The organism is Pseudomonas sp. KH_046_2 (assembly GCF_057838985.1).
In genome coordinates this window covers 2,584,698-2,608,507 of record NZ_CM174480.1, presented here as the reverse complement: position 1 = coordinate 2,608,507, position 23,810 = coordinate 2,584,698, and the positions used below count along the sequence as shown (strand labels likewise).

Sequence of the window (23,810 nt, the reverse complement as noted above, 5' to 3'; positions counted from 1 at the left end):
CCCGTCAGTGCCTAGGCCAAACGGACGATTTTACCGTCGTGACCCCGGTCGATACTCGCCCATGACAACACGCAGCCAAAGAGGCGCGCATGACCCTGCCCTTTTCCACCTGCCCGGACCTGCACGCCAGCATCGACATCCCCTCGGCCGAGCTCAGCAGCCTGCTCGGGCTGGTCTACCACGGCACGCTGGAACCCACGCCCTGGGCCAGTTTGCTCGAAGCCCTGCGCCAGCGCTTCGCCGTCAGCTTCTTCACCCTGGTGCTGCGCAACCCCGACCATGAACGCCCCGGGCTGATCGTCAATGCCTCGGTGCATGGCGCGCTGTTGCCCGGCGAGCCTTCTTACAGCGAGCACTTCTATTCGATCTGCCCGTTCCTCGACTGGCCTGCGGACCAAGTGGCCAGTGCCGATCAGGTGCTGGGCACAGAGGCCTGGCTGGCCCATGATTTCTACCGCAACTACCTGCAGCCCCTGGACCTGCGCGATGTGCTGGTGGCCAACATGCGCACCGCCGCCGGCATGCACTGCGCGCTGTTCGCCTGCCGCGACCACGCCAGCGAAGCCTTCACCCCTGCGCAGATCGATCTGATCCGCCTGTTGTTGCCGCACCTGCAACAGGCGGTGGACCTGCACTCGGCGGTCGATCAACTGGATGCCGAACGCCAGCTCTACGCGGCCACCATCGACCGCCTGATGGTGGGCACGGCCATCCTCGACGAGAACGGCCGGATGATGCGCTGCAACCGTGCCGCCCAGCGCCTGTTCGACAGCCATGACGGCCTGGAATGCAGGCACGACAAGCTCTGTGCCTTCGCCGGCCATGAGAACCGCACACTGCAGCAGGCCATCCAGGCGGTGTTGAAACAACGCCCGCGCGGCCTCAACGACCTGCAAGCCCTGACCCTGTCACGGCCCAGCGGCGAGATGCCTCTGAACCTGCTGCTGCGCCCGATTGCCATGAACTACCAGACCCACAACAGCGCCCGACGCCCGGCAGTGGTGGTGTTCATCCGCGATCCCGCCGACTCGCCCCAAGCCTCGCGCGACCTGCTGCGTAGCCTGTTCCAACTGACCCGCACGGAAACCGAAGTGGCCATGCTGGTCATGGACGGCCAGACCCTCGATGAGACGGCCGAGGCGCTCGGGGTTTCGCGCAACACCGTGCGCGCCCACTTGCGCGGCGTGTTCGCCAAGACCGGCGCCACGCGCCAGGCGCAACTGGTCAAGACCTTGCTCAATAGCGTGGCGTCGCTGGGGTAGCGGTCATATCGCAACCCGTACCAACCCGTTGCACCGGAAGACGCGCTGACGGGTGAAAATGGCGACATGCCCGACGACTTCGGTAGCCTTCGTATACTGATTGTGCCTGGGCGCTCCGTCCTGGATTGTATAGGTGCAAGACTGGACGGCCTTGGGGAATTGGTTAATCCGATTGCTACTAAGCCATAGTGCTTATGGTGATTAGCCTTGGTGGAAAGTTCCGGTACAGCAGCAATACTCCATTCTGCTGCGAAAACCATTCGCAGTATGGCGTGGGGCAATAAGTCATGAACTTTAGCGTCTGCGAAGCGAAAGAATCTCGATTTTCGTTAATCAAGCGATGCCTCCGCCAGCCGCTATTGCACTTTCTGATCGCCGGTTTTGCACTCTTTGTGTTGTACGGAGGTTTACACCGTTCAACCCTTGATCAAGATCCGCAACGCATCGAAATCACCCCTGAAGTTGTTCAGCGGATCGCGATTTCCTGGCTGGCACGATGGCAACGACCCGCATCGGAGCAACAGTTGCAGGGCCTGATTGAGGAATATGTGAAAGAGGAAATCCTCTATCGCGAAGCACTGAAACTTGGCCTGGATAAAGACGACACTATTATTCGCCGCCGACTGGCGCAAAAAATGGACTTCCTCGCCGAGGATGTAGCGTCACTTCGCGAACCGGCACCCGGTGTACTTGAGGCCTGGTATATCCAGCATCAGGACCAATATGCCCCGCCGCCACTTTTGACCTTCCATCATTTGTTTTTCGCCTTCGACAAACGTGGTGCGGATGCGCAGGCGCAGGCTCAGTCCGCACTCAGTGGGCTGTCTGACAAGTACAGTGGTGAAGGCGATGCCTTCATGTTTAAAAACACCTATACAGAACAATCCCGGGATCAGGTGGCGCGAGTCTTTGGTTCAACGTTTGCCATTTCATTGTTCAAGCAAACGCCGGGGGGTTGGGTGGGGCCTGTGGAGTCGGGTTTTGGCTGGCATCTGGTGTGGATTGATGCACTGGCCAAATCACCTCCTCCGTCCTTCGAAACCGTGGCCCGGCAGGTTAAGTCCGATTGGTTGTCCGAACAACGTAGCGCATCGAAACGCGCGAGTTTCGATGCGCTGAAAGCACGCTATGAGGTCGTAGTGATAATGCCTGCTTCCTCCGGTGCGATTGCCGCCACACAGACGCAGCGGCCGCGATGAGGCGCGCAGTATGGCTGCTGTTGGTGCTCTGGCTCATGGGACTGACGGCCATGGCCCATGAGTCGCGCCCCGCTTACCTGGAACTCAACGAAACGGCCGTCGGGCGCTATGACGCATTGTGGCGCACGCCGCTGCTTTCAGGCATGCGATTGCCGATTGCGCTCCGGTTTGCCGAAGGTGTGCGCACTGTCGTTGAGCCCGTGGAAAGCGAACTGGACGATTCACTGATCGAGCGTCGAGTCATTGATGCCGGTCCCGCAGGACTGGTCGGGCAACGTATTGAATTCATCGGTCTGCAAGCGAGCATCACCGATGTGCTGGTGCGTGTCTCGCGCCTGGACGGTAGCCTGACGACCACCCTCGTCCATCCTGCGCAACCCTGGATAGAGATCACGGCCACGCCGGGAGCGTTTTCGGTGGCCGGTGCATTTCTGGTCCATGGCATCCAACACATCCTGGGGGGCTTCGATCACCTGTTGTTCGTCTTCGGTCTCCTGCTGCTGGTGGGGAATGGCTGGATGCTGGTGAAGACCATCACCGCATTCACCCTCGCCCATTCCGTCACTCTGGCACTCGCTACAGTGGGTGCGGTGCGGCTGCCCGGCCCTCCTGTGGAAGCGACGATTGCGCTGAGCATTCTGTTGCTGGCGGTGGAAATCGCCCGCAAGAACCGTGACGAAACCAGTTTCACCCTCCAGTGGCCATGGGTGGTGGCGTTCTGTTTTGGCTTGTTGCATGGCTTCGGTTTTGCCGGTGCGCTGGCGCAAATCGGTTTGCCGCAGCGCGACCTGCCGGTGGCGCTGTTCACCTTCAATGTCGGCGTCGAGATCGGCCAGCTGATGTTCGTCACCGTCGTGTTGAGCCTGCGTGCACTGCTGCTGCGCTGTCGACTGCCACGGCCTGCAGTCCTGTATGCCCGACCGATTGCTTCTTACGGGTTGGGCACGCTGGCTGCCTTCTGGTTTTTCGAAAGAGTCTCGAGTTTCCTGTCCTGAGTTGCACCCTGTCATTGCCGTATTCCGGAGACGTGGAATATGAAAAACCCTACACACTTCACCGCGCCAACACTGCTCGGTTGTGCCGTGTTAACTGTCAGCACGCTGGCATTGGCAGAGGGCAACCAGGATCGCGAGGTTTACTTTGGCCAGACGCACTCGCACAGCTCCTGGTCGATCGATGCCTACCTGATCGGCAACCACCAGGTCGATCCCGAGCAGACGTACCAATTCTCACTTGGGATGCCGATCAAGCATCCAATGGGGTTTGAAGTACAACTCAAGGGTCGCCCGCTGGATTTCCATGGCGTGACCGACCACTCGGAATACGTGGGCGTGATCGCCCTGGCCAACGATCCGAAGTCAGACTTCAGCAAGCTGCCCATCGCGCAAAAGCTGATTGTCAAAACCCCGGAAGATTTCAACCGGGTGTTCAAATGGATCGCTGGCAGCTTGAGCCACCCGATCAAGGAGCTGATTGATCCGAAGGTTGCCGGCAACATCTGGCAGCAGAACATCGCCATCGCCGACAAGTACTACAAGCCCGGCAAGTTCACCACGTTTGTCGCCTATGAATGGACCTCAGCCCCCAACAATCAAAACATGCACCGCAATGTGTTTTTCCGCGACTCGAAGAAGGTTCCGGACCTGCCCTTCACAGCCCTCGATTCAGACAAACCGGAGGATTTGTGGGGCTGGATGGACGATCAACGCAAAAAAGGCAACGAGGTGCTGGCGATCTCGCACAATGCCAACCTCAGCAACGGCCTGATGTTTCCGGTGGACGTAGATGACCGTGGCCGCCCCATCGATGCCGCCTGGGCCGAGACGCGGATGCGCAATGAATCCCTCACCGAAATTCACCAGGTCAAGGGCACCTCCGAAACCCACCCCGAGCTGTCGCCAACCGACGAATTTGCCAATTATGAAATCATGAGCTTCCTGCTTGGCATCGACAACAGCACGTCGAAACTCAATGGCAGTTACATCAGGCAAGCCTGGCAAAACGGCATGGCTTTGCAGCAAGCCCGCGGATACAACCCGTACAAAATGGGTGTGGTCGGCGCCAGCGATTCGCACAACGGGGTGATCCCCTATTCGCAGAACAACAACTTCGGCTCCCACGGTTTTACCGACAGCACCCCAGCAGCGCGTATTTCCGGCAAACAGAACTCGGGCATGGTGGCCCTGCAAACCAGCACCTCCGGTTTGGCCGGCGTGTGGGCTGAAGAAAACACCCGTGAATCGATCTTCGATGCCATGAAGCGTAAAGAAGTCTATGGCACCAGCGGCGTGCGCATCCCCGTGCGCATGTTTGGTGGCTGGGGCTTCGACAGCAGTTTGTGGAACGACAAAGACTGGGTGCATGCCGCCTACGCCAAGGGCGTTCCCATGGGCGGCGACTTGCCGGCAAAACAGGGTAAACAGACGCCGTCCTTCGTGGTGTGGGCGGTCAAGGATGTCGACGATGGCAACCTCGACCGAATCCAGATCATCAAGGGCTGGACCAGAAACGGCCAGACCTTCGAGAAGGTCTACGACGTCGCCTGGTCCGGTGATCGCCAACTGGACCAGGCCACCGGCAAAGTCCCACCGGTGGGCTCTACGGTCGATGTTTCCAAGGCGACCTACACCAATACCATTGGTGCCACCGAGCTGAAAAAAGTCTGGGTCGATCCGGATTTCGATCCGGCCCAGCACGCGTTCTACTACGCCCGCGTGCTACAGATTCCAACCCCGCGCTGGAGTACCTATGACGCGGCCAAGTTGCAATTGCCGCCACCGGCCGATGTCTCGGCCACCGTCCAGGAACGTGCGTGGACCTCGCCGATCTGGTACACGCCGACAGTTGAGGACAGCAAACTTGTCGCTGCTGGCAAAACCATCGACCAGCTGAAAACCGAAGGCGCCAAAGCGCTCAATGACGAGCAGTTGCAAGCCTACGTGGTGGGTAAAACCATCAAGGTGCGCAATACCGTCACCGGCCAGACGTTCGAGATCGTCTATGGCACCGAAGGCCAGCGCCTGGTCACCAGCATCGATGGCAAGCCGCCTGCGCAAGGGGAATACCTGAACATGCTGCATGACGGCCAGTTTGGCGTACCGGCCAAATATGAAATCAAGGACGGGCATCTAGTGACAACACTCGGCGGCACACCCTTCGAGGCCACGGTATTCGAGCAAAACGGCAAATACATGGCGGCTCGCAGCAACGAGTTCGGCTATGTGAATTATGAGGTTGAGGAGGTCAAGTAGCGTCGGGGCTGGACGCCCCGTTGCAGCGAGATCAATACCCTCAAACCCAAGTTCCGAACCGCTCATTACCGTACAACACAAGCTGTCCGTCAGCCGAGGAAACCTCAGGCACGCCAGTCGGGGTTCTCGATCAAAAGCGCCATGCCCTGCCCGCCGCCAACACAGGCCGCGGCGACCCCGTAACGCAGATTGTGCTCACGCAGTTGTCGCGCCAGGGTCAGCACCAGACGCAAGCCGCTGGCGGCCAAGGGGTGGCCGAGTGCCAACGAACCGCCCTGGACGTTCAGACGCGAACAATCCAGCTCCAGTTCCTGAGCCACCGCCAGGACCTGAGCGGCCTGGGCTTCGTTGATTTCAAAGCGGTCGATCTGCTCCAGGCTCAAGCCGCTGCGCTGCAACAGCAGGCGAATCGCCGGGGCCGGACCGATGCCCATGAACTCCGGCGCCACCCCGACCACCGCGCTGGCCCGCAGCAAGGCCAACGGTGTATCCACGCAGGCCGAAGCACGCCCGACCAGGGCCGCCGCCGCGCCATCGACCACCGCACAACTGTTGCCGGCGGTTTGCACCCCGCCTGCGTGCACGCTGCGCAACCGGGTCAATGCCGCGATGTCTCCGGGCCGTGGGTGGCTGTCTTCACTCACCGTGTCGACGCCGCGTGACAGGCGGATGCCCCGTGGTTGATAGCCTTGCAGTTCAAACGTCTGACACCCCACGGCAACGATCTCGGGTGCCAGCCAGCCTGCTTGTTGTGCCGCAAACGCCCGCTGGTGACTGGCGCAAGCGTAGGCGTCCACCGCTTCGCGACTCAGCCCATAACGCCGCGCGAGGTTGTCGGCGGTGGTGATCATGTCCACCCCGGGAGCCGGGTCGTACAACGCTTCCCAGAGAAAATCCTTGAACTGCACTTGCGCGCCAAGGCGGAAACCGCCTCGATGGGTATAGGCCGCAATCGGATTGCGCGACATCGATTCGGTGGCCACGCACAAAGCCAATTGCACGCCGTCATCCAGTTGCCTGGCGGCCTGGCGCAGCAGTTCGAAACCGGTGGCGCAGATGCGCTGCACCCCCAGTGCCGGAACCGATTGCGCCACGCCGCTGTAGAGGCCGATGTGCCGTGGCAGCATGTAGGCATCGAAGCTGGCCTGGGCCATGGAGCCCGCCAGCACGCTGTCTACCGCCAGCGGATCGACTTTCGCGCGCGCCAGTACTTCGCGCCCGACCTTGATGCCCAGGTCGATCGGCGACACCTCGGCCAGTGCCCCACCGAGGTCCACCCACGGCGTGCGCACCGCATCGAAAATCGCCGCATCGGCGAAGGCCGAGTACTGCCCGCCTGCACTCACGACTTCGCTCACGATTTCGCCCCGGCGCGCAGGATGCCCGGATCGAGCCCGCGATACAGCGCCTCGACCTGCTCCGCGCGCCACTGCAATACCGCACGCTGATTGATCGAGCCCTTGTCGGTGATTTCACCCCGGTCGATGGATGCTGGCTCGTCGAGCAAGGCGATCCATTCCAGGCGACTGGCATTGCCCGTGGCGTCGCGATTGAGTCGCTGCAACCAGCCGGCAAACCATTCGCGTACCGGCGCGCTGGCCAACACCTCGGTGTCGCTGGCACTGGCCGCCAGCCCTGACAGCCGCCGACATTCAAACATCCGCGCAAACACCAGCGCGCCCAGGCATTCGCGATCCGGCGCGGTCACCACCAGGTCCTGGACATAGGGCGAACCTTCGAGTACCGCGCGGCTGCGCAACGGCCCGACGCTGACGAACACCCCGGATGACAACTTGAAATCTTCGGCGATGCGCCCGTCGAACATCAGCCCCAATTGCGGATCCCGCGGATCGGCGAGTTTGAGCGCATCGCCGGAACAGTAGAAGCCCTGCGGGTCGAACGCATCGTGGGTCTGCTGCGGAGAACGCCAGTAGCCAGGCATGATGTGCGGCCCACGAAAGCGCCCTTCGAGTTTGCCGTCCACCGGCACCAGGCGCACCTCGCAACCGGGTGCCGGCAGGCCGACATAACCGGCCATGGACAACGGCCCGGTGGTGAAGGTGCAGGACGGCGAAGCCTCGGTCATGCCGAGCCCGGCCATCATGCGGATACGCTCGCCGCAGTGCTGTTCGCTGATCCGGTCGAGGCGGTCCCAGACACTTTGCGACAGACCGGCCGCGGCAAAGAAAAACAGACTGATGCGCTTGAAAAAGATCTCCCGCAGCTCCGCGTCCTGCTCCAGTGCCGAGGCCAGTTCTTCCCAACCCTTGGGCACGGTCAGGTAGGCGGTGGGCGACACTTCCTTGAGGTTGCGCAGGGTCTGCGCGAAACCCTGCGCCGTGGGCTTGCCGTCGTCCAGGTAAAAGCTGCCACCGTTGTAGAGCACGATGCCGACGTTATGGCTGCCGCCGAAGGTGTGGTTCCACGGCAGCCAGTCCACCAGCACCGGCGGTTCTTCGCCGAACACCGGAAACGTCTGCAACAGCATCTGCTGGTTAGAGCACAGCATGCGCTGGGTGGTGATCACCGCCTTGGGCAGCTTGGTCGAGCCGGAGGTGAACAGGAACTTGGCGATGCTGTCCGGCCCCGTGCCGGCAAACGCGGCTTCGGCCTCGGCCCCGCCCGGCTGCTCAAGCAGGCTGGCAAAGCTGACCTGGCTACGCTCCGCGATTTGGCCATGGACGGTAATCAAAGGCGTTTGGGCCGGCAGTACCGCCTCGATGGCACGCTGGTAGGCCGCCGCATCACTGACAAACACCAGGCCGGGCTGCAGCAGCTCGCAGACGTGACGCAGCTTGGCGAAATCCTGGGACAGCAGCGAATAGGCCGGCGACACCGGGCAGTAGGGAATGCCCGCGTACAGGGCGCCAAAGGCCAGTTGCAAATGCTCGATGTCATTGCCCGAGAGCAGCACCAGCGGTTTGTCCGCCGACAGGCCGTAGCTCAACAGGCTTTGGGCGATGGCCCGGACACTGTCGAGCATCTGGGCGTAACTGACCCGACGCCACTCACCGTCGGCCTGGCGGGCGGCGATAAAGGTCTGCTCGGGACGCACCTTGGCCCAATGCACCAGACGGTCGAGCAGTCGCGGTGGATACTCGGCCAATGGCTCCAGGGAACGCATGTGCAATGCGCCCTGCTGTTCTGTGACCTCGACCGCTGCGCGACCGATGGCCACGTGACGGTAGCGCGGCGCGCCGGACTCGGTGTGGGGTTGCGATCTGAATTCGGAACTCACGTGCTTGTTCTCCATCAAGGCACGCTACCACCAAGCCGGACGAATGAGCATGGTGGTGGCTGCAGCCTTTTTATTGTTATTTCTGCGGTTCAGATCGGGTAATGCCGCGGTCCATGCTGCAAGGTGACCCAGCGCAACTGGGTGAAATGCTCGATGGACGCCTTGCCGCCAAAGCTGCCGTAGCCGCTGGATTTGACCCCGCCGAAGGGCATTTGCGCTTCGTCGTGCACGGTCGGGCCATTGATATGGCAGATGCCCGACTCGACCCGTTGGGCCAGCGCCAGGGCACGCCCGGTGTCGCGACTGAAAATCGCCGCCGACAACCCGAACTCGGAGTCGTTGGCCAGGCGCAGCAACGCTTCATCGCCCTCCCCGCGCAACAACACCGCCACCGGGCCGAAGGATTCCTCACGGTACAGACGCATGGTCTCGTTGACGCCATCGAGCAGGGTTGGCTGCAAAATGCTGCCGTCCAGTTGCCCGCCGACCACCAACCGTGCGCCCTTGGCCAGGGCATCGTCGATCAACCCCTTGATGCGCGTTCCGGCACTGGCATCCACCAGCGAACCGAGCACCGAATCCGCCGATGCAGGATCACCCGCGCGCAGGGTCTCGACCTTGGCCGCCAGCTTGGCGACAAAGGCGTCGGCGACCTTGGCATCGACGATCAGCCGTTCGGTGGACATGCAGATCTGCCCCTGATTGAAGTACGCGCCGAAGGCCGCTGCCTCGACCGCCGCATCGAGGTCCGCATCATCGAGCACCAGCAACGGCGCCTTGCCGCCCAGCTCTAGTAAGGCCGGCTTGAGGTGGCGCGCCGAGAGCTCGCCGACGATGCGCCCGACATGGGTTGAACCGGTGAAGTTGACCCGTCGCACCGCCGGGTTGGCGATCAGCCGCTCGACAATCGCCGGGGCATCCGCCGGGGCATTGCTGATGACGTTGACCACGCCATCGCCTAATCCGGCATCCTGCAAGACCTGTCCGATCAGGCGGTGCACCGCTGGGCTCAGCTCCGAAGCCTTGAGCACCACGGTATTGCCGCACGCCAGCGGCATGGCGATGGCACGGGTGGCGAGTATCACCGGGGCATTCCACGGGGCGATCCCCAGCACCACGCCGCAGGGTTGGCGCAGGGCCATGGCAAAACTGCCCGGCACATCCGAGGGGATGACTTCACCATTGATCTGGGTGGTCATCGACGCCGCTTCACGCAGCATGTTCGCTGCCAGCCGCACGTTGAATCCGTACCAGTTGGCCATGGCCCCGGTTTCACCGGCCGCTGCAATGAACTCTTCACTGCGCTCCTGCAACTGCTCGGCGGCCTTGAGCAAACGGGTGCGACGTTCATTGGGCGCCAGGGCGGCCCAGGCGGGGAACGCTGCCTGGGCAGCAGCCACCGCGGCATCGGCATCTTCCAGGGTGGCGGCGGCCACCCGCGATACCACTTCGCCGGTCACCGGGTTGCGGCGTTCGAAGGTCCGACCGTCGCGGGCAGGCAGCGACTGGCCGCCAATCAGCAGGGGCACGTCCAGCATGGTGATTCCTCTTTATTGTCTTTATCGGGAATACAGTCGAGCGATGCAGAGCGCCGGGGCGCAGATGCACCCGGCGATCAGTCTCAGCGCTTGTAGGCCTGCAGACCGGGCTTGATGCTCTTGTCGTCGAGGAACTGCTTCATGCCCTGCTCTCGGCCACCTTCGGTGTCGAGCAGGCGCGACTGGTCGAGCTTGGCGTACAGGTAGTCCTCGTTCTGCTCCCAGGTCAGCTCGCGGCAGCGCTTGAAGCCATGCTTGGCCGCACGCAGCACCACAGGGTTTTTCTCCAGCAGGTTGCGCGCCAGGTCCACGGTGACTTCACGCAGTTGCGCCAGGGGTACGCTTTCGTTGACCAGGCCCATCTCGGCGGCTTTCTGCCCACCGAAGGTCTTGCCGGTCATGATGTAGTACAGCGATTGACGATGGCCTACGGTGTCGGCCATGGCCTTGCTCACCAGGTTGCCCGGCGGGATGCCCCAGTTGATTTCCGAGAGGCCGAAGGTCGCTTCGTCGGCGCAGATCGCCAGGTCACAGGCCACCAGCGGGCTGAAGCCGCCACCGAAACACCAGCCGTTGACCATGGCGATGGTCGGCTTGGTGTACATGCGCAGCAGTTTCCATTGCCATTGCGAGGCTTCGCGGCGGATTTTTTCCTGGAGGATCTCCGGGCCCGCGTCCACTTCGCGGAAGTATTCCTTGAGGTCCATGCCCGCGGTCCAGGCTTCGCCGGCACCGGTCAGCACCAACACGCCGGCCGCCGGATCCTGCTCCAGGGTTTCCAGCACATCGATCATTTCCCGGTTGAGTGTCGGGCTCATGGCGTTGCGTTTTTCCGGGCGATTGAGAATGACCCAGGCGATGCCTTCTTCGATCTCGACCTTGACGGTTGTCCAGCGACCTTCGTAGTTGCTCATGGCGTTGCTCTCTTGTTCTTGGCTTGAAGATGACTGGAAATTAAAGGACCGATATAGTTATGTCAATTAACTATTAATCGAATTAACCATTTTTTTATCCACCCGGAAATATCCTCCGAACCCATCGCCATGAACGACGGCCATAGCTATCAGCGGCCAACCCCGGCAAACTAGATAGGCTTGTTAACCTCCACCTCTTCAGGATTCACCCGCAATGGCCAAGCCTTCTCCCCTCGCCGACCAGAGCGAGTCCCCGTCCGCCACCGCCGAGCTGCAGGCACCGCTGGATTCGGCACTGGATGACCTGATCGGCTACGCGATGCGGCGCGCCCAACTCAAACTGTTCCAGAACCTGATCGGTCGCCTGTCAGCCCACGACCTGCGCCCCGCGCAGTTCTCGGCCCTGGCGATCATCGACCAGAATCCGGGGCTGATGCAGGCTGACCTGGCCCGGGCCCTGGCCATCGAGCCGCCGCAGGTGGTGCCGCTGCTCAATAAACTGGAAAGCCGCGCGCTGGCAGTGCGGGTGCGCTGCAAGCCGGACAAACGCTCCTACGGAATCTTCCTGAGCAAGACCGGCGAAACCTTGCTCAAGGAGCTCAAGCAGATCGCCGCGCAAAGCGATTCCGACTCCACTTCATCGCTGACTGGCGGGGAGCGCGAAGAACTGCTGCGCCTGCTGAAGAAGGTTTATCAGGACTGAACGCGAAACGCCGGCACACCCCCGAGGGGTGGCCGGCAAGGAACATCGAGCAACTTGGCGTTACCAGATCGGCAAGGTGTAGAGCACCTGGAACCGGGTCTGGTTTTCATCACGAAACGCCGTACCGCTCGGGAAGTCATTGCGGTAGATCGACTTGCGCGCCAACAGACCGACGTTTTTCAGCGGGCCGCTCTGAATCACATAGCCCAGTTCCATCTGGAATTCGCGCTCCTTGCGGTCCTCGGCGTTGTAGGCGGCCAACTCGATATTGTCGCCGCGCACGTAACGCAACCTTCCCTTCAAACCGGGCACCCCGGACGCGACGAAGTCGTAGTCATAGATCGCTTGCCAGGTGCGCTCCTTGGCGTTGAGAAAATCCGAAGCCATGGTCTGTTCGCTCATGCCCATCAACTCCGTGCCGGAGATGTAGGGCGTCGCGGTGTCGCCGCTCGAATGCATGTAGCCGAAGCTCACCCGGTGCCCGCCGAAGCGGTAGCCGAACAATGCCGAGAGGTTGCGGTTGTCCACCTTACCCGCCTTGGCACTGCCATCCTCACGGCTGAAAAAACTGCGCAAGTCACTGGTGAACACACCGTCGCCAAGCGGCAGGTTGTGCAGCAGCGCCAGGGTGTCCTGTTGGTACAGCTCGGCCACCTCGGCATGGTAGGCGCGCAGACTGAGTTCTTTGTTGACCTGATAATCGCCCCCCACGTACGCCAGATGCGAGGTGGTGGCGGCGCCGTTGAATCGCCGGTTTGGCGTGGCGATGCTCATGGCCTGATAGTCCGTGGAATCGCGCTTGTTGATGCGGTCGATGTAGCCGGTGTTGAGGGTCAGGCCATCGATATCTTTGGAACTGAGGGTCGTACCGCGAAAGGTCTGTGGCAACAGTCGCGATGGGCTGGCGAAAGCGAACGGCAGGAAAATCGAGACATCGCCGCTCTTCACCGTGGACTGGGCAAATCTTAGTTTGGCCGTCGGGGCGAGCCGTGAATATTCATCCGCCGCGCGCTTGTCGCTGGCCGACACCGGCAACAACTCGGTGCCGCTGCGATGCGGCGCAGAGTCGAGCTTGACCCCCAGCAACCCGCGAACGTCCAGACCGAAACCCACAACGCCTTCGGTAAACCCCGACTCCATGCCCAGGATGAAACCCTGGGCCCACTCCCGTGCAGCAGACTTGGCCCCGCCATCCTTGTAGTCACGGTCCATGTAGTAATTGCGCAGGGTCAAGTTTGCGTGACTGTCCTCGATAAACCCCTCGGCCCGCAGCTGAGAGGGCAGAACGCTGACGCCTAGCAGTGCCACGACCCACCCTGGATGGACACTGCAGACGCAGGGAAGTGACGCTACGGAACCGGTGTTCATGGGGCGTTTTGGCATGTTCGATGTCCACTTTTTATTGTTGTTCGTGGGTGCCGGATCCGCACGGGACTGCCGGTTTCACGACCAGAGAATGGAAACAGCCAAGGGTCGCCGTCAATCGCATATGACCGATAATCGAACATTAATATTATTATCTATTTTAACATATCCTTCTGAATGCATTCATAACAATCTGTTTTTAATCACTTTATTTGTGGTTTTTTACAATTTTCAGGACGGCATTCTTTTTTAGTTATTTTTGTTATCTTAATCGCCAGCGGTCACTGACGGCGCACCCAACGCGCGGAGGGCTCGACTGCATAACAAAAACAACAATGAGGTTCACCCATGGACAGTCCATCGCGTCGCTCGACGCTGACAATCGCTTTGTGTTTTATCGTTGCGCTGATCGAGGGGTTCGATCTGCAGGCTGCCGGCACCGCTGCCGCGGGTTTGCGCCAGAGCTTTGCCCTGGACCCGAAGATGATGGGCTGGGTGTTCAGCGCCGGGATCATCGGCCTGCTGCCAGGTGCGTTTTTTGGCGGCTGGGTGGCCGATCGTATCGGCCGCAAGAAAATCCTCGTCGGCGCCGTGCTGCTGTTCGGTGTCTTCTCGCTCTGCACCGCCTATGTCGAGAGCTACTCCAGCCTGCTGCTGGTGCGCTTCATGACCGGCCTGGGCCTGGGTGCCGCCCTGCCCAACCTGATTGCCCTGTGTGCCGAGGCCGTGAGCGAACGCCATCGCGGCACCGCCATCAGCGTCATGTACTGCGGCGTGCCCCTGGGCGGCGCGCTGGCGGCGGTGGTGGCGATGCTTTCCAGTGAACACTGGCAAACCACCTTCATCATCGGCGGTCTGACGCCTTTGCTCGTGGTGCCGCTGATGGCCCTGCTGCTGCCCGAATCCACGGCGTTCCGCCAGCAACATGTCACGACCGGCAACCCACGGTCGTCCACCGCCCAGGCGCTGTTCGGCGAAGGACGCGCACGCTGCACGCTGGCCTTGTGGTTGAGCTATTTCTTCACCCTGACCGTGATGTACATGCTGCTCAACTGGCTGCCCTCGCTGTTGCTGGAACAGGGTTTCACCAAGCCCCAGGCAGGCATGGTGCAGATGCTGTTCAACATCGGCGGCGCCATTGGTTCGCTGCTCGGCGGGGTGATGCTGGACCGCTGCAACGGCCTGAAAGTGGTCCTGTTCGTGTACGCCGGGGTGTTGGCGGCGCTGGCAGGGGTCGGCCTGTCAGTGGGTATCGTGCCGATGGCCATCGCCGGGTTTGCCGTCGGGTTGTTCGTCATGGCCGCACAGCTTGTGCTGTATGCACTCGCGCCTCCTTCCTACCCGACATCGGTGCGCGCCACCGGTGTCGGCGCGGCCGTGGCCATCGGCCGGCTCGGGTCGGTGGCAGGCCCCCTGGCCGCCGGCCAGATCCTCGCCGCCGGTGCCGGCACCACTGGCGTGCTGCTGGCAACGTCACCAGGGCTGGTGATCGCCTCGCTGTCGATCCTGACCGTGATCGCCCGCAATGGAGCGAGCACCGAGTCTCAACCGCAAGCTGCAAACTGAGCTCCGCCACCCTGGGTTTGAGGAATGAAAATGCCCGGCAATTTGCCGGGCATTTTTTTATGACCACCGAATCAACCTCAAATCGATGCACATCAATGACTAATCAGTACAAGGGGGACCGTTAAGCGTCTTGCGCAGATAGCTCGCCGATGCGGAGCACAAATGCTTGAATTGAACGGTCTGGGTGATCGCCGCAGGTGCCTCGTCCCTGCCAAGCAGTTCGTATCCATTGGCAGCGAAAAAACCAACAGCGCCTTGGGTCAACAGGTGCAATCGGACTGCGCCTTGAGAGACCGCAAAGCGTTCCAGTTCAGACAACACCGCTTTACCCAGCCCCTCTCCACGATGCGCCTCACAAACGACTATCGAGCGCAGCAACAGATCGCAACCCGCACCCTCGAGCCCTCCATAAGCCACCCATTGCCCATCCACTTCGAACCGGTAAAACTGTCGATCCGGTTCGCTGACATCACTGAAGGGCAGCCCTGCCGGGCTTAATGACTTGCGCAGATGATCCAGTTCATTCAGCGCTACTTTTCTTGTTTCCATGCCCCCCCTTGCTTCTGGCTCACTGACATCCAATGCTAGCAGGCTCAATGAAGTGGCCAGGCAGCTTAATAGCCGCCCTCACGAAAGACCGCGCGCCGATACTTCTTCCGAAGGCCCACGAACTTTTCAACAAACGGAGTCACCTACATGGACGTCATCAATCAGTTGCAGCCCGAAGAGTGTGCAGGCATGGAGGATATCCGACGTGAAATCGATGCCCTTGATCAGGCTGTCATCAAGCTGTTGGGAAAGCGCTTTCACTACGTACTGGCTGCCTCGAAGTACAAGACCTCAGTGACATCAGTGCGTGCTCCGGAACGTTTCAAGGCCATGTTGGCGACACGACGCGAGTGGGCCGAGGCTGAGGGCCTGAGCCCGGATGCAATCGAGAAAATGTACAGTGATCTGGTGAACCACTTCATTGCAGAAGAAATGAAACACTGGGCGGTTCATCAATCCGACACCTGACTCTAGTGTCCGGACTGTTCGCCATGGGTCGATTTCTGCCCTTTGTGATGGGCAGAAATCGGCCAAAAGTGGACGATGGACACGGTGATGGCAAATGAGTAGTGTCACGGAAGCTGCATTCGACTCTAGAAGGCAGCACGGTTTACCGTCATCCATGTCGTGTTTCTCCCTGAGCAATGTCGCGTATGCTGCGACCCACCTCTACACTAGACAAGGACTTACAGGGCGACAAGGAACGTTATATGACACGCTATCGCGACAAGAAACGCGACATGGCATCTCGCTTAATAGTAGTTATGGTTCAAGGTTCCGCCCATGAGACTTGATCACGCAGAAGATCTAGCCAGGTTCGTTGAAGAACTAAAGAGAGAAACCGATCGCGGGCTTCCACTGGTCGGCGCAGCGCTAATTGATGAAAAACTTCTCGAAACTCTTCAAGCATTTTTCATTGAGGGGAAGTCATCCAACAAGTTACTGACTGAAGGCAACGCCCCACTAGGTACGTTCTCCTCAAAAATAGAGGCTTGCTATGCTCTGGGTCTCATTGACGAATTTGAATACCAGGAAATTGGTCTAATTAGAAAAATTCGAAATGAATTCGCACACGCAAAGCATGGTTTGTCTTTTCAAACTGAGAAAATTAAAGGGTACTGCACAAGCTTCAAATCTGATCTTCCACAAGGCTCAAACTATCCTGTTAATGATCCTCGATTCAGATTCATGAACTCCGTTATCTGTATTGTTCTTCGCTTATATTACAGAGCTGCGTGGGTTCAAAAAGAACGTAGAGAACCAAAAGCATGGGTAACCGCAGATGCATCTCGTTGGCGCTCTATCGAAGAAGAGCAACCACCTGAGGGGGTTCCAGTAATGGTCATGGTTAAAGGTGCAGTCAAGTAATCGCCCCATGCATTTGAACCATAACAACTGGTTCAAACCGTTCGCTGCGCTCACTGGGACGGGCTAATGCCCGCCCCTTAACCAAACATTATGACATCTGAGCATGGAAAAAATAGCCAAAGCCCCCAAAGACTGTAGCAGCACTGAGCTTAAGACATTTGAGAGGTTAGTCTCCGATGGTGGAGAGGTTTCGCTGGTCGGTCTGCGACAGCGAATTCAGCGCGCAGAAAAACTCCTCTTCATCAACGACGGCGAGTGTGTTGCTGTTGGAGCAATTAAAAACCCTAATGCTGGGTATAAAGCTGATGTCTTTGAGAAGTCTAACGCTCCAGAACAAAGCAAGTATCAGTATGAGCTAGGCTGGTTGTACGTATCGAGTTCGGCGAGAGGCAAAGGTTACGGGCGTGTTTTAATGGAAGCAATTAAAGAATCACTAGTTGGTAAGGCATGCTTTGCCACTACACGTGAAGATAATGTCCCCATGCATTACTTGTTTAGCCAGTTTGGTTTTTCGAAGCTCGGGCAGCCTTACAAAAGCGGAAACGGAGACTATTCTCTTGTCCTCTACGCAAAAACATAACAATTGGCTCAAACCGTTCGCTTCGCTCACTCGGGACTGCGCTCCGCAACCAATTAACCTGAACGTTAGCGGCTAGGGATTGCATTCGAATTGACCAGCACACACCGTATTGACGACGGGCAGAAAACGGCCAAAAGCTGCCTGTCGATTCCGACCAAGCAATCACAGACGATCTGTCTCTGCGCCTTGTTGCCGCTCAATGCGGTCCACAGAAACGTGGGTGTTTCAGGTATCCAGCTCGATGCCCTTATCGTGCGATTTTTTTGAACCCTATTGATCAGTCAAGGTGCCTCTTTGCTCTGGTCTTCCAGCTTCTGCGCCGCCTCGTCTTTCGCCGCCTGGGCTTGCGTGATCAATTGGTAGGCAATGTAGTACTTGTAGATATTACTGACGTAGGTAACCGTCTCCGCACCGATCTTCTCGGCGGTAACGTACTCAACGTTGTGGAACCAGACGTTCGGATCCAGCCCCCGGGTGGCGGCTTCTTTGCGAAGTTTGGAAATTCTGCCCGCCCCTGCATTGTAGGAAGCGAAGGCGAACAAGGCCTTGTCCAGGTTGGTCATGGGCTCCTTGCCATAATACTGGTCGATCATCCAGCGCATGTACTTGATCCCGGCATTAATGTTTGGCTCGACTTGCGCAATGTTACCGACACCGAGTTCCTTGCCGGTGGCGGGCATGACCTGCATAACTCCAATGGCGCCCACCTTGCTCCTGGCTGCCTGATTCAGTTGAGATTCCTGGTATCCCTGGGCTGCCATCAATAACCAGTCCACATCGTACTTGTCCCCGTACTGCTGGAAGTACTGAACCAATGCGACAAATTTCTTGCGCTCGGACTCGGAGACAGAGGCCTTCACATATTTTTCGTTCTTAAAATAACGCGTCAGAAGCATGTTCCCTAAGGTAGTCCCTTGACCGTGACCGGCAATGAAATCGTCGGCAGCGGCCTGCAACTGCGGACTGCCCTTGCGAATCGCCCAAGCAATCTCGCCGTCGGTGCGCAACGCGACGTCGTCATGCACCGTGATAGCCGGGAAGACCTTCTTCCAGAAGTCCGCTTTGTGCTTGTCCACAACGATGAGAGGAATCATGCCGGCATTCAGCATCTCGATCAGATCCTCGTCCTCCAGGGCCTCCGGTGCTTCCTTGAGGATGACCGCCGGTTTGTTCTCGCCGGCGAAACGCTGGTTGAGGGCCATCAGGCTCTCGTAATAACTGGAGGATTTTCGAACGAAGACCAGCTGTCCCGCCAACTCATCCACGCTGGAGACCGCGGGCGAGTTGGGACCGGAGACCACCACCTCGCTGACGTTGCGATAGATAGGTGAAGTAAAATCAACCAGGTGCTTGCGTTCCTCCGTCACGGTCAGGTTAGACGCCGCAATATCGCCTTTGCCGGCAGCCAGCGCCGGCAGTAACTCATCCCGAGCGACGGGAATAAACACCACTCGCACTTTCAGAGCCTTGTGCTTGAGCTTTTTATCCTTGGCTAATTGCTTGTTCAGATCCTCCTCGAATACGCGAAAAAAGTCGTAAGTTGCACCGCGCTGGACCCCCCTATCGACAAAATAAAAAGTCTTGCTGTAAACCGTCAGGACTCGAATGACCTGTCGATCGATCATCCCGTCGAGATCGCCGGTCCACGGCGCGCCCTCGGTCGAGATAGTGAGTTGCTCACGCGGCGGTGCCTCGGGGGAAGTCTTTGCCTCGGCTGCGGCATGGATCGGGCCGGTGAAAAGAGCGAACGCGAGCGCCGCAATGGCGTGGATGATCAGCGCTGAGCGTGTAGGAGTACGGTGTGTTACCAGATCGCTCGCTCCCGACATGGTCAGAGCTCCACACGTTGCTTTCGTCTAATTTGCCAAGATGGCCAAGACCATGCATCCAGAAGAACACAGCAAAGCCTAGTTCAGTGATGACAGCAGTTCCAGGTCTGGGTGCCGGATGCTCGATCTGGAGGTCGCGCAATAGCGGATCGGTTCAGCGATGCTATCGTTCCAACTATTGCAAGCGGTCAGGACGCATAGGGAGTGACTACTCGACGTCAAGAAACCAGTCGCTTCGAAGCAGTCGACACCTGTACACGGTCGTTGAATCGACCCATCAGACGGATGCTTCGGATGATGGATCGACACCATGGGCAATCGGATCGAATACTTTTCGAGTGATAGATGACTATGAAAATCACCAGTCTGATTGTCGCGCTGCTTGTACTGATACAAGGCTGCACCATGACGCCGCCTCGCCTACCCGCAGTGCCGTCCGAGTTGACGGCGAGAGCGCAGATTCCGGGAATGACCGGGGTGCGTTATGTCGGTGGCGGCGACATGACAGAGCTGACCCGAGTCGCGCTTGAAGCGCTGCAGCGGGAACAGGCTTACCTCGTGAAGCAGGGGTACAAGGGGCCCATACCGCCAGCGACATTTCTGGCAATTTCGGGTGGTGGTGACAATGGCGCGTTCACCGCGGGATTGTTGAATGGCTGGACGGTTACAGGAAAGCGCCCTGAATTCAAACTCGTTACCGGCATCAGCACGGGCGCGCTGATTGCGCCTTTCGCCTTTCTCGGGCCGAAGTACGACGCAACGCTGAAGCGGGTCTATACCACCTTATCGCCCAAAGACGTCATTGCACCGCGCAGCTTTATCTCAGGCGTTTTGAGCGACGCAATGTCGGACAATGCGCCGCTGTTGAAGCTGACGCGCCAATCGGTGACCGAGGACATGCTCAAGGAGGTCGCCGCCGAGTACGCGAAGGGCCGCTTTCTGTTGGTCGCCACCGCAGACCTCGATGCGCGTCGCCCCATTATCTGGGACATGGGAAAAATCGCGACCTATGGTGGTCCTGAGGCATTGGACCTTTTCGTGAAAATCATGATCGCATCCGCCTCGATTCCGGGAGGATTTCCGCCGATGATGATCGATGTGGAAGTCGACGGTAAACCCTATCAGGAAATGCACGTGGACGGCGGCATCATGGCGCAGGTATTCGCTTATCCAGCCGGGATCCGTATCAACGAGGAGGCGGCAAAAGCAGGAGTCACCCGCGAGCGTAAACTCTACGTGATACGCAACGCGCGACTTGATCCGGACTGGGCGCAGGTCGAGCGCAGCACCATGAGCATCGCTGGGCGCTCGATCGCCTCGTTGATCCACAGCCAGGGCATCGGCGACCTCTACCGGATCTATGCCACCACCCAACGTGACGGAGTGGACTTCAATCTCGGGTTCATACCGGCGAGCTTCAACTTCCCCCACAAGGAAGAGTTCGACAACGAGTACATGCGCAAGCTCTATGCCACCGGTTATGACATGGCGTTGAAGGGCTTCCCATGGCTCAAAGTGCCGCCCGGATTCGCTCCTCCGGGTACAACAACGGGAAAATAAGTTCGATTTCGTTGAGCAAAGGAGTGGAAATGTCTCCTAGCAAAAAAGCCAAAGGTACGACAAAAACAGCGAAAGTCACGGAGGACGCGCCAGTCTTTCATTCGCGCAAAGAACGCCTGAATGCAGGTGAGCAATTACGTGAGAACGTGCCACATTCGGTTCACTCGGTATGGAAACCTCCAAGCAAACACCGCGACCCTATCGACCTCCTTGAAGAGTCCAACCGGTATCGGCTGCCTAATCTGGTGCCTGTCCGCTACGGGCGCATGTTGCGCAGTCCATTCACCTTTTTGCGCGGCTCTTCGGGATTGATGGCTCATGACCTGGCCACTGCCCCGAACACAGGCATTCGGGTGCAGGCCTGCGGGGATTGCCACCTATTGAACTTCGGACTGTTTGCGACACCTGAGCGCAATCTGATTTTTGACATCAATGATTTCGACGAAACGCTCCCCGCACCTTGGGAATGGGATGTCAAACGTCTGGCCATCAGTTTTGTCGTGGCTGCACGTGATAACCGACACAGCGACAAAGAGGCCCGGGTTATCGCCGTCGAATGTGTTCGTGCTTACCGCAAACGCCTGCGCAGCCTGTCGAAGCTGAGTCCACTGGAGATATGGTATGACCGCATGGATGCCGAAACGATCATCGCCATGGCTCCCAATGCCAAAGTCAAAAAAAATCGGGAGCAATTGCTGGCAAAGGCCAAACTACGTGTCGGCGAATACCTGTATCCCACGATCAGCAGTGAAGTTGCGGGCCGACGGCGCTTGATCGATCAGCCACCTGTGCTTTTTCACGTTTATGAAAAGGAGTTTGAGCATAGAGTTCAGCTGGCTCTGCAAGTCTATCGATTATCTCTGCCTGATGAACGACGCGTGCTTTTCGATCGTTACCGTCTCGAAGACTTTGCCGTCAAAGCAGTCGGGATCGGCAGCGTCGGCACGCAATGTTTTGTCGGTCTGTTTTTTTCCGCGGAAAACCACCCTCTGCTCCTGCAATTCAAGGAAGCCTGTCCCTCAGTACTGGCACCCTACGCGGGCAAGAGCGTCTACGAAAATCAAGGTCAACGCGTTGTCACAGGGCAACGGCTTATGCAGTCCTCCAGTGATATTTTTTTGGGCTGGACCCAAGGTGAAAGAGGCCGACAATTCTTCGTACGTCAGTTGCGGGACATGAAAATGTCCGCGCCTATTGAGGGGGCGTCGAGCGCACAAATGAAGATGTACGCCGAGTTGTGCGGTCTCACCTTGGCCCGTGCCCACGCCAAATCCGGGGATGCTGCGCTGATTAGCGGCTATCTGGGCAAATCTGACTCCTTCGACCAGGCCATCGGCAAATTTGCCCTGACCTATGCCGATCAAAATGCAAAGGACCATGCAGCGCTGGTTGCGGCAGAGAGATCAGGGCGTATCAAAGCGCTGAGAGAGGAGGATTAATGCAACCGATCCATGTGGTTGCCTTTGTCCCGTGCACCAAACGGCATGACCGACTGCCAAAAAAACATGCGTCATGAGGCAAAATCATGGATCACGAGCCTTCAGCGTCGAAGGTCAGGTGCCTGCAAATCCGTATCCCCTTGGTCGCTCTAATCGCTACCGCCTGCCACATTGCCGGGTGCGGGACGCTGGGGCCAGCCTCGGTTCAACGCGATCGAACAGACTACGGCACAGTGATTGCCACTACCTGGAAAGAACAGACGCTTCTCAATATCGTCAAGTTGCGCTACGGCGACGCTCCGGTGTACCTGGAAGTCTCTTCGGTGATCAGCTCCAGCGCAATGGAGAGTCAGGTCAACCTCGGAGCAAGTTGGTTCTCGGGATTGCCTATCGACGGAAATAGCCAGTCCATAGGTGCATCCGGACGTTATACGGATCGTCCGACTATCAGCTACACGCCGCTCTCCGGGGAGCGATTCTCTCGCTACCTGCTGCAACCGCTATCTCCGGCGGCCGTGTTCTCCCTTGTTCAGGCAGGCTATCCCGTCGACCGCGTGCTGCAATTGACCACCCGCGCCATTAACGGGGTCTACAACCGATCCACATCGCCTGCACGTGCTCGTGCTGCGGATCCGCGTTTCTATCAGTTGCTTGAGGCATTAAGACGGATACAGCGTTCGGAATCGCTAGGCATGCGAATAAATCAACGCATGAACGATGAAAGCGTGCTGGTTATAGTCACGCGGGACGTCTCGGAAGAGGTCGAGAACGATCGCCATGCTGTGCGAGAGATCCTTCACCTGCGTCCTGACACAAGTGAACTGAAGCTGACCTTCGGTATGGCGCAAAGGAGCGATACCGAGATCGCCTTGCTCACGCGTTCCATGTCGGAAATATTCCTGGAACTCGCAGCGACGATCGAGGCCCCGCCTTTACACGTGCAGGAAGGACGTGCAAACCCGACGCCCGCCGCGCCCGACCCTGCAAGTTCATGGGACGCCCCGTTGGTGCGCATCCATTCGAGCGCGGAACGTCCCGCCGATGTGTATGCCGCTGTTCGCTATCGTGACTATTGGTTCTGGATCGACGACCGTGATATGAAATCCAAATCCGAGTTCCTGTTCATTCTCGTGCTGTTCTCTCTTGCCGAAACAGGTGTGGCGCCGCAGGCGCCTGTGATCACCGTGCCCGCGAACTGAATCGCTCCTGGTTCCATGGATACATCTGAATGACGGCTTCTGGCTGTGGATTCAACGTTGATCAAGGTTCATAAGCCGCGGAAAACCGCGCCTCTTCAGAGAATCAGGCTCAAGGCATCACAAGGAGTAGGTCTCCGGTTTTACGCAAATGGCGTGTGGCTCGGTCAAGCACATGGAACCGGCCCAGACGGCGGTACAGTTCAACTGTTTGCTGGACGGCATTGTCTGCCGCACCAGTGATCTCGATCGC

19 protein-coding genes are annotated in these 23,810 nt (G+C 58.8%); 12 read left to right on the top strand and 7 right to left on the bottom strand.

The window, feature by feature from the left end:
* Nucleotides 1-89: 89 nt before the first annotated feature.
* From AC3IX1_RS11880 to AC3IX1_RS11865, 4 genes are all read left to right on the top strand, one after another.
* Nucleotides 90-1,262: a helix-turn-helix transcriptional regulator gene (locus tag AC3IX1_RS11880; RefSeq protein WP_489388322.1), complete on the top strand. Its 1,173-nt coding sequence runs from the start codon at nt 90-92 to the stop codon at nt 1,260-1,262.
* Nucleotides 1,263-1,549: 287 nt separating this feature from the next.
* A complete protein-coding gene (locus AC3IX1_RS11875; protein WP_489388321.1) occupies nt 1,550-2,461 on the top strand; it encodes a peptidyl-prolyl cis-trans isomerase in 912 nt (303 codons plus the stop codon).
* Nucleotides 2,458-3,456 carry a HupE/UreJ family protein gene (locus tag AC3IX1_RS11870; protein WP_489388320.1) on the top strand — a complete coding sequence of 333 codons (999 nt, stop codon included), beginning with the start codon at nt 2,458-2,460 and terminating at the stop codon, nt 3,454-3,456. Before AC3IX1_RS11875 ends, AC3IX1_RS11870 begins: the two co-directional genes overlap by 4 nt.
* 39 nt (nt 3,457-3,495) lie before the next feature.
* The gene (locus AC3IX1_RS11865) at nt 3,496-5,712 is read left to right on the top strand and encodes a DUF3604 domain-containing protein (RefSeq protein ID WP_489388319.1); all 2,217 of its coding nucleotides are present in this window, start codon (nt 3,496-3,498) and stop codon (nt 5,710-5,712) included.
* A 104-nt stretch (nt 5,713-5,816) separates the two neighbouring features.
* Here the strand turns inward: AC3IX1_RS11865 and AC3IX1_RS11860 are convergent, their stop codons facing one another.
* The 4 genes from AC3IX1_RS11860 to AC3IX1_RS11845 form a co-directional block, all read right to left on the bottom strand.
* Entirely contained in the window at nt 5,817-7,058 is a 1,242-nt protein-coding gene (locus AC3IX1_RS11860) for a thiolase family protein (RefSeq protein WP_489388726.1), read from the bottom strand.
* An 8-nt stretch (nt 7,059-7,066) separates the two neighbouring features.
* Nucleotides 7,067-8,950, bottom strand: a complete 1,884-nt coding sequence (locus AC3IX1_RS11855) for a feruloyl-CoA synthase (RefSeq protein ID WP_489388318.1) — start codon at nt 8,948-8,950, stop codon at nt 7,067-7,069.
* A gap of 89 nt (nt 8,951-9,039) precedes the next feature.
* Nucleotides 9,040-10,488: an aldehyde dehydrogenase gene (locus tag AC3IX1_RS11850; RefSeq protein ID WP_489388317.1), complete on the bottom strand. Its 1,449-nt coding sequence runs from the start codon at nt 10,486-10,488 to the stop codon at nt 9,040-9,042.
* 83 nt (nt 10,489-10,571) lie between these two features.
* Entirely contained in the window at nt 10,572-11,402 is an 831-nt protein-coding gene (locus tag AC3IX1_RS11845) for a p-hydroxycinnamoyl CoA hydratase/lyase (protein WP_046038330.1), read from the bottom strand.
* Nucleotides 11,403-11,616: 214 nt separating this feature from the next.
* Between AC3IX1_RS11845 and AC3IX1_RS11840 the strand changes: the two genes are divergently transcribed.
* Nucleotides 11,617-12,105, top strand: coding sequence for a MarR family winged helix-turn-helix transcriptional regulator (locus AC3IX1_RS11840; protein ID WP_489388316.1), 489 nt, complete (start codon nt 11,617-11,619; stop codon nt 12,103-12,105).
* 60 nt (nt 12,106-12,165) lie between these two features.
* On the opposite strand, the gene AC3IX1_RS11835 is transcribed toward AC3IX1_RS11840, so the two are convergent.
* A complete protein-coding gene (locus AC3IX1_RS11835; protein ID WP_489388725.1) occupies nt 12,166-13,473 on the bottom strand; it encodes an OprD family porin in 1,308 nt (435 codons plus the stop codon).
* Between the two features lie 345 nt (nt 13,474-13,818).
* Here AC3IX1_RS11835 and mhpT point away from each other — a divergent pair, with 345 nt between their 5' ends.
* Nucleotides 13,819-15,036, top strand: coding sequence for a 3-(3-hydroxy-phenyl)propionate transporter MhpT (gene mhpT / locus AC3IX1_RS11830; protein WP_489388315.1), 1,218 nt, complete (start codon nt 13,819-13,821; stop codon nt 15,034-15,036).
* A 99-nt stretch (nt 15,037-15,135) separates the two neighbouring features.
* On the opposite strand, the gene arsN2 is transcribed toward mhpT, so the two are convergent.
* On the bottom strand, nt 15,136-15,585 hold the full coding sequence (arsN2, locus tag AC3IX1_RS11825; RefSeq protein WP_489388314.1) for an arsenic resistance N-acetyltransferase ArsN2: 450 nt from the start codon (nt 15,583-15,585) through the stop codon (nt 15,136-15,138).
* A gap of 147 nt (nt 15,586-15,732) precedes the next feature.
* On the opposite strand from arsN2, the gene AC3IX1_RS11820 reads away from it, so the two are divergent.
* From AC3IX1_RS11820 to AC3IX1_RS11810, 3 genes are all read left to right on the top strand, one after another.
* Complete coding sequence (locus tag AC3IX1_RS11820) at nt 15,733-16,053, top strand: isochorismate lyase (protein WP_489388313.1); 321 nt, start codon at nt 15,733-15,735, stop codon at nt 16,051-16,053.
* A 315-nt stretch (nt 16,054-16,368) separates the two neighbouring features.
* Nucleotides 16,369-16,953, top strand: coding sequence for an MltR family transcriptional regulator (locus AC3IX1_RS11815; protein ID WP_489388312.1), 585 nt, complete (start codon nt 16,369-16,371; stop codon nt 16,951-16,953).
* Nucleotides 16,954-17,056: 103 nt separating this feature from the next.
* Nucleotides 17,057-17,533 (top strand): GNAT family N-acetyltransferase, encoded by a 477-nt coding sequence (locus AC3IX1_RS11810; RefSeq protein ID WP_489388311.1) that lies wholly within the window; start codon nt 17,057-17,059, stop codon nt 17,531-17,533.
* Between the two features lie 281 nt (nt 17,534-17,814).
* Here AC3IX1_RS11810 and AC3IX1_RS11805 read toward each other — a convergent pair whose 3' ends face one another.
* On the bottom strand, nt 17,815-19,362 hold the full coding sequence (locus AC3IX1_RS11805) for an MltF family protein (RefSeq protein WP_489388310.1): 1,548 nt from the start codon (nt 19,360-19,362) through the stop codon (nt 17,815-17,817).
* 345 nt (nt 19,363-19,707) lie between these two features.
* Here AC3IX1_RS11805 and AC3IX1_RS11800 point away from each other — a divergent pair, with 345 nt between their 5' ends.
* From AC3IX1_RS11800 to AC3IX1_RS11790, 3 genes are all read left to right on the top strand, one after another.
* On the top strand, nt 19,708-20,922 hold the full coding sequence (locus AC3IX1_RS11800) for a patatin-like phospholipase family protein (RefSeq protein ID WP_489388309.1): 1,215 nt from the start codon (nt 19,708-19,710) through the stop codon (nt 20,920-20,922).
* A gap of 266 nt (nt 20,923-21,188) precedes the next feature.
* Nucleotides 21,189-22,361 (top strand): DUF2252 domain-containing protein, encoded by a 1,173-nt coding sequence (locus tag AC3IX1_RS11795; protein WP_489388724.1) that lies wholly within the window; start codon nt 21,189-21,191, stop codon nt 22,359-22,361.
* 233 nt (nt 22,362-22,594) lie between these two features.
* Nucleotides 22,595-23,560: a hypothetical protein gene (locus AC3IX1_RS11790; RefSeq protein ID WP_489388308.1), complete on the top strand. Its 966-nt coding sequence runs from the start codon at nt 22,595-22,597 to the stop codon at nt 23,558-23,560.
* Nucleotides 23,561-23,810 lie beyond the last annotated feature (250 nt).